Annotated in this window: 4 protein-coding genes; 2 read left to right on the top strand and 2 right to left on the bottom strand. The window is 56.8% G+C overall.

Features of this window, described 5'->3' with window-relative positions:
- Nucleotides 1-32: 32 nt before the first annotated feature.
- Nucleotides 33-1874, bottom strand: a complete 1842-nt coding sequence (gene metG / locus QZR18_RS08080) for a methionine--tRNA ligase (protein ID WP_019127336.1) — start codon at nt 1872-1874, stop codon at nt 33-35.
- Between the two features lie 86 nt (nt 1875-1960).
- Between metG and QZR18_RS08085 the strand changes: the two genes are divergently transcribed.
- Nucleotides 1961-2533, top strand: coding sequence for an isochorismatase family protein (locus tag QZR18_RS08085; RefSeq protein ID WP_295910885.1), 573 nt, complete (start codon nt 1961-1963; stop codon nt 2531-2533).
- 34 nt (nt 2534-2567) lie between these two features.
- Here QZR18_RS08085 and rsmI read toward each other — a convergent pair whose 3' ends face one another.
- Entirely contained in the window at nt 2568-3422 is an 855-nt protein-coding gene (rsmI, locus tag QZR18_RS08090; protein ID WP_295910886.1) for a 16S rRNA (cytidine(1402)-2'-O)-methyltransferase, read from the bottom strand.
- A 65-nt stretch (nt 3423-3487) separates the two neighbouring features.
- Here rsmI and QZR18_RS08095 point away from each other — a divergent pair, with 65 nt between their 5' ends.
- Entirely contained in the window at nt 3488-5281 is a 1794-nt protein-coding gene (locus QZR18_RS08095) for a dolichyl-phosphate-mannose--protein mannosyltransferase (RefSeq protein ID WP_295910887.1), read from the top strand.
- The last annotated feature ends 600 nt before the right edge of the window (nt 5282-5881 follow it).

Here is a 5881-nt window from a genome sequence, read left to right on the forward strand (position 1 = left end):
GCTTGGGCCACACCCTCACAACAGCTAAAAGCTCAGGCTCCCGTCACATCATCAGGGCGAGACTCCGCGTAGCGCGCAAGCTCTTCCTCGACAATGGCCTCATCGAGCTTCTGGAAGACCGGGGTCGGCTTCTCAATCGGAGTACCAACGACGATATCGTGACGCTCCCAGGTGGGAACATTCGTGTAGTCGCCGGTAATAACGGGGTATCCCGTACGGCCTTCGAAGTCTGCGGGAAGAACCTCGGGGTCCAGCTCCTCAACTTCCTTGATGTAGGGCATGGGAGCGATCTCGCCGCTGCCACCCATCACGCGATCCACATCATTTGCGGCGTGAGGCAGGAAGGGTGAAAGCATCAGGTTCAAATCAGCCACGGCTTGTGCCAGCGTCCAGAGCACGGTCGCCAAGCGCTCGCGTTCTTCGGGGGCCTTGAGCTTGAAGGGCTCGGTATCTGCAACGTACTTGTTGGCCTCGCCGACCAAACGCATTGCAGCGGCAAGAGCGGCCTTCTGGCGGTGGTGACGAATCAGGTCTCCGACCTCGTCAAAGCCCGCGGCAATGGCATCCAGCAAGGCGCGGTCGATTTCTTGGAGCTCTCCCGGTGCCGGAATCTCGCCGAACTTCTTGTGGATCATCGAGGCGGTGCGATTAACCAAGTTGCCCCAGCCTGCCACCAACTCGCCGTTCGTGCGACGCACGAATTCTGCCCAGGTGAAGTCCGCATCAGAGGACTCAGGACCAGCCGCAGAAATGAAGTAGCGCAGTGCATCAGCCTGGTAGCGGCTGAGCATGTCACGCACATAGATCACAATGCCGTGCGAAGAAGAGAACTTCTTGCCCTCCATGGTGAGGAACTCTGAAGAGACGACCTCGGTGGGCAGGTTGAGCACTCCAAGATCACCGGGCTGGCCGCCCTTAGATCCCTGACCGTTGTACCCCAGCAGTTCGGCAGGCCAGATCTGCGAGTGGAAGACGATATTGTCCTTACCCATGAAGTAGTAGGTCAGGGCTTCAGGATCATTCCACCACTGGCGCCACGCTTCGGGATCCCCCGTGCGGCGTGCCCATTCAATGGAAGCGCTCAGGTACCCAATAACCGCGTCAAACCACACGTACAGGCGCTTACCGGGTTGGTCTTCCCAACCGGGAACCGGGATGCCCCAGTCGATATCGCGTGTCATTGCACGCGGGCGGATGTCCTCAAGGAAGTTCTTCGAGAACTTGATGACGTTGGGACGCCACGTGCCCGAGCGATCGCGGTCATCCAGCCACGCGGAAAGCGCGTCAGCAAGTGCGGGAAGATCCAGGAAGTAATGCGTGGACTCCACGAATTCGGGGGTTTCACCGTTGATTCGGGAATGAGGATTGATCAGATCTGTGGGATCGAGCTGGTTACCACAGTTATCGCACTGGTCACCGCGAGCGCCTTCGGCACCACAAATCGGACAGGTACCTTCGATGTAACGGTCGGGAAGAGTGCGTCCGGTCGAAGGCGAGATCGCCGCGCGGGTGACCTGTTCGATCATGTAACCGTTATCGCGGACGGTCCGGAACATGTCTTGGACGACGCGGTAGTGATTTCCAGCGGTCGTACGTGTGAAAAGATCGTAGGACAGTCCCAGCTGAACTAGGTCTTCGACGATGAGCCGGTTGTTCTGGTCGGCCAGCTCTCGCGCGCTCATTCCGGCGCCATCGGCGGCAACCAGAATGGGGGTTCCGTGTTCATCGGTTCCGGAGACCATCAGCACGTCGTGCCCGGCCATTCGCATGTAGCGAGAGAAAACATCGGAGGGGACTCCGAACCCGGCAACGTGACCAATGTGGCGAGGGCCGTTGGCATAGGGCCATGCAACGGCAGACAAAATACGACTCATGGTCCCCTAGTCTAGTGCCTATTGGCGCTTCAGTCGTCCCTGCCGTATTCTCGAAGCACACGCTGCTCATACTTTGGGAGGATGTAATGCCCCGCGCGCTCATCATTGTTGATGTTCAACCTACTTTTTGCGAGGGCGGTGCTCTTCCTGTTGAAGGTGGGAATGCCTGCGCTCAGCGCGTCGCTGATTTTGTTGCCGCTCACGCAGCGGATTACGACTGCATTGTGACCTCGCAGGATTGGCATATTGATCCGGGTTCGCATTTCTCTGACCATCCCGACTTCGTTGACACCTGGCCTCCTCACGGCGTTGCAGGTACTGCCGAGGCCGAGCTGCACCCAGCCCTTGCTGACCTCCACGCGGATGTCACCATCCACAAGGGCATGTACGAGGCCGCGTATTCTGCTTTCGATGGCGAGGATGTAGCAACGAAACGCCCCTTGCTTGAGCTCCTTCGCGACAAAGGTATCGATTCGCTGGATGTCGTTGGCCTTGCTCAGTCCCACTGCGTCTGCGAAACAGCGCTGGACGGCGTGAAGGACGGTTTCAAGGTGCGAGTCTTCACGGACCTCACTGAGCCCGTCAGCCCCGAGTTGGGTGAGCTCGCCGCCGCACGCATGGTCGAGGCCGGAGTTGAGCTAGTCCCCTCTCAGGCGTAATTCGCATCCACTGCTCTGATTCGCACCCGCTGCCCTAGTTTGTGCGTGCGAGTGCCGCGCGGTAAAGCTCGTTCTTGCGTAGCCCTGTGGCCTCGGCGACTTCGGCAGCGGCGTCCTTCAAACGCATTCCCTCTGCTGCCAAGGCAAGCACTGCCTCAACATGGTCATCCGCATTGCCCTGCGCATGCCCGGGTGCAATCACCAGCGTGATTTCACCAAGAACTTCACCTTCTGTGGCCTCAACCAGTTCTGCGAGGCTCCCGCGGATCACCTCTTCGTAGGTTTTTGTGAGCTCTCTACACAGCGCGGCTTGGCGATCGGCACCAAAGACCTCAGCCATGAGAATCAGAGTGTCATGGACGCGTTTAGGTGATTCGAAGAAGATCAGGGTGTGAGGATCTTGCGCAAGGACCTTCAAATAGCGCGTTGCTTCACCAGTTTTCCGGGGAAGGAAACCCTCGAAAGCAAAGCGATCGGAAGGAAGCCCAGACAGGGCAAGCGCAGTAACGGGAGCCGAGGGCCCTGGGAGGACACTGACGCGGACGCCAGCCGCCGTGGCCTCGTGAACCAGGCGGAACCCCGGGTCGGAAACCGTCGGCATTCCGGCATCGGAAACCATGACGACGCGTGCACCTGCCCGCGCCTGCTCGACGACTGCCGAGGCCTTAGCGGACTCATTGTGATCGTGGAGGCTTATAAGCTTGGCGCTCAGATGGATTCCCATTCTCGAGGCCAAGGCGAGGAGGCGGCGCGTGTCTTCGGCAGCAATAATGTCCGCCTGCTCAAGAGCAGGAGCTAAGCGCGCGGAGACATCGCGTACGTCGCCAATCGGGGTAGCCGCAAGGAGGATTGACGCGGGGGCCTGAATGTAATCCTGGTCTTCACTCACGCGTTAATCGTCGCACCTTTGGGTGTGCTACTCCAGTTGAGCAGGGGCCTCGGTAAACTGATCGGGTGGACGACAAGACTCTTTCCGATTCAGATATTCCCGAAGACCCCGCCTTGGGGTCGGACCAGGCTTCCCCGGTTGCTCGCCCCGAGCCTCTTCCCGAGGCCGAGGAAGGCGAGCCTAGCCCTTCGACGAAGGTGAACGAGGCCTCGGCAGAGGCGAACAAGGCCTCGGCAGACGACGAAGAGGCTGATGCCGCTCCCGAAGGAACGGGACGCGAATGGAAGCCCGTCCCCATTCCCAGGTGGGCGCGGTTCCCGATGTCTGCGCAAGCCGGCTGGGTTGCAACTCTTGTGACGACGCTTGTGGCAGCGCTCATAAGGCTTCCCGGTCTTGGAACAATTAAGACTCTGGTCTTCGATGAGACCTACTACGTGAAAGACGCCTATTCCCTGATGACTTTGGGCTATGAGGGAAGCTGGGCGAAGGATAACGACCCGATGTTTATCGCGGGTGATTACTCTGGGCTTTCGACCAATGGTGGTTACGTCGTTCACCCATCGGTCGGAAAGTGGCTGATCAGCTTAGGAATGCGCGTCTTCGGAGCAACCAATCCGGTCGGCTGGCGCATCAGTGCAGCCATCGCAGGAATCATTCTTGTCTTCCTTACCGCGCGAATTGCACAGCATTTGTTCCGATCCCCCGCTATCACAGCACTTGCGGGATTCTTTATGGCAACAGATGGCATCGCAATTGTTCTCTCGCGAACTGGGCTTTTGGATGTATTCCTGGCGATGTTTGCCGCTGCCGCATTCCTTGCTGTCCTGAAAGATCAGGAGATCTCACATCCACGTTTGGTCGAAAAACTTTCCCAATGGAAGCCGGATCCTGATAATCCTTCTCGAATCGGCCCTCATGCGGGTGCACGCTGGTGGCTATTGGTCGCGGGTATCTTGTGTGGCCTTGCGATGTCGGTCAAATGGTCGGGGCTCTACGCGCTGGCTGTCTTGGGGTTGTTTGTTGCTTTCCGCGACTGGATGACGCGCCGTCGTTTTGGGCATCCGCGCGCGTTTTACGCAACTTTGATCAATGACACCTCTGTTGCATTCTTGGCCATGGTTCCACCCGCAGTTATCACATATGTCGCCTCATGGTTCGGCTGGTTTAGGCACTGGAATGCGTACGGTCACAAAACTCACGGCTTTATTGGAGCATTCCGCGACCTGTGGGACTACCACGTAGGAATGCTGAAGTTCCACACGGGTTTGACCACTCCGCACACCTATCAGGCTCATCCCGCACAGTGGTTTGTTCAGGCACGTCCGACGTCCTTCGCGTGGAACAAAATTGCGGATGCAAGCTGCGATAAATCGGATTGCGTTAACGCGGTTGTCGCACTAGGGAATCCGCTTCTGTGGTGGTTTGCAGCCATTGCTTTCTTCATCGTCTTGTTCGTGACGCTGCGCGACCGCAACTGGAGGACTGGTTTTGTTGTCTGTGGATACTTGGCGATGTACTTCCCTTGGTATTTGAATGCAAACCGAACGATCTTTAATTTCTACACGATTGCTTTCGTACCTTTTGTCTGTCTGAGTGCGGCATGGGTGATTGGGCTGATGCTGGATCAAACTCGCTGCGAAGTAGATCCTGACCGCATGTATGCTTCTCAACCTCTTGAAGAGGGAGACTACAGATGGATGGGCGCTAATGTCGTGGCGCGTCAAAGGTTTGCCATTGGCGCTGTGGTCATTGTTCTGCTCATTACAGCTGTCTCGATCTTCTTTATGCCCCTGTGGAGAGGGGATCTCATCTCGTACAACTTCTGGCACATTCACATGTGGTTCCCGACGTGGATCTAAAGTGAACTGCCATTCGCAGTAAGACACATGTGCCCGCGAACGTCCGTTCGCGGGCACTGCTTGTACATCGCAAAGAGAAACTGCGTCAACTGCGTCGCGAACAGACACAGTGGGCACGTAGTCTAGGTGAAACGTAGTAAAAGACAGCCAAAGCCTAAGTAGCCCCCAAAAGACTAAGTGGGCACCGCAAAAGTTAATTAATAACCATCCATGGTTCAAAAACTTAATTACCTGATACCCCTAATAAGGGCCTTTAACACCGAATAAAACAGACGACCGAACAACAGCCCATTAGTGACTCAAAAGTCCGCTAGCCACGCAAAACTCCGCTAAGAAAAGCATCTAGAGGCTCATACGAAGAAAATAAGAACAAATACGCAAGCAAAGAAATTGAGCCTGACTTTACGAGGCCGTTGCCTCTCAGGGGCGTGGGGTGTTTGTGTGGGGTTGGTACCGTAGTAGCCCGAAAGTCGCGCGTGTGTGTATACAGGTGTGGAACACTGCTGCGTGTTGTGTTTGCTTGGTAGGCGCGTGTGGGTGAAAGAGGGGGGGTTTGGAACAGTGTTCCAACCCCCCCCTCTCTTTTGAAGAGTGTTGTGG

The organism is uncultured Actinomyces sp. (assembly GCA_900541895.1).
Classification (GTDB): Bacteria; Actinomycetota; Actinomycetes; order Actinomycetales; family Actinomycetaceae; genus Pauljensenia.